At 32.4% G+C, this 1,086-nt stretch carries 1 protein-coding gene; it reads right to left on the reverse strand.

Annotated elements, in window-relative coordinates:
• Positions 1 to 410: 410 nt before the first annotated feature.
• Positions 411 to 1,028, reverse strand: a complete 618-nt coding sequence (locus tag F6K13_RS34430) for a glutathione S-transferase family protein (RefSeq protein WP_287290133.1) — start codon at positions 1,026 to 1,028, stop codon at positions 411 to 413.
• Positions 1,029 to 1,086: the final 58 nt, after the last annotated feature.

Consider the following 1,086-nt stretch of genomic DNA (forward strand, 5'->3'; position numbering starts at 1 on the left):
TGAGGCTTTAAACCTTAATTATTCTATAAAATTTTAATCAATTTAGATTAGATTTTTTGATTTAGTTAATCTCAATCTAATTTAATCTCCCAGAATAATTACGTTATTACTAAATACATACAACTTCTGATGGAAAAATTTCGGAAATTTATATTTAACTTAATATGTAAGCATTCAGCTATAGCATTCAGTGTTCAGCTTTTCCTGTAAAATGCACTCAAGTTCAGCTTTTTAATTAAGGAATTTCTCTTTGAACTTCTACTACATTTTTAACTCATAAATTGAAGCACTATAACTAGAAGTATGAGTTATTAATATAAGCAATTTTGTAGTAGGAAATATATTAGATATGACTTAAAGCTGATAGCTGATAGCTGACTGCTGTTTGCGCAGCATTCCGTAGGAAATGCTTACCTTAATATAGAACGATAAAGGGGCTGATTTTTTACTATTTCTATCCAATTTTGAATTGCTGGAAATTGGTTTAAATCAAATCCTCCTTCATGAGCAACATGAGTATAAGCAAATAAACAAATATCTGCAATACTGTACTGCTCCCCTACAAAAAATTGATAATTTTCTAAATGTTTTTCCATGACATTTAAAGCCGCATAACCTCCTACTTGTTTTTGCTTAATTTCTGCTTGATACTCTTCTGCTTTTCCTAAAATACTTATCCAATAACGAGAGGTAGCAATATAAGGTTCATGGCTATATTGTTCAAAAAATAACCATTGCATAACTTGAGCTTTTTCCCATTTATTGGTTGGTAAAAATTTTGTTCCTTCACTGAGATAAAAAAGAACTGCATTAGATTCAGATAAATATTTTCCTGGTTCTATTTCTAAGACAGGTATTTTACCATTAGGATTTTTTTGTAAAAATTCTGGGGTACGACTTTCTCCTTTTGTAATATCAATTTCAATTCTTTCAAAAGGGATTTCTACCAGTGGGCGGCGGCCAAACCTGTCTGCTGCCCAGCCAGCCGCCAAGGAACTTGCACATCCTGACACCAGCCACAACGACACTAAAATGGTTTTGCGTTACCGGACTTGATCGTTGTTAGGACATTTCTTTTACCCAAAG

It is taken from the genome of Okeania sp. SIO2B9 (genome assembly GCF_010672505.1).
Taxonomy (GTDB): Bacteria; Cyanobacteriota; Cyanobacteriia; order Cyanobacteriales; family Microcoleaceae; genus Okeania; species Okeania hirsuta.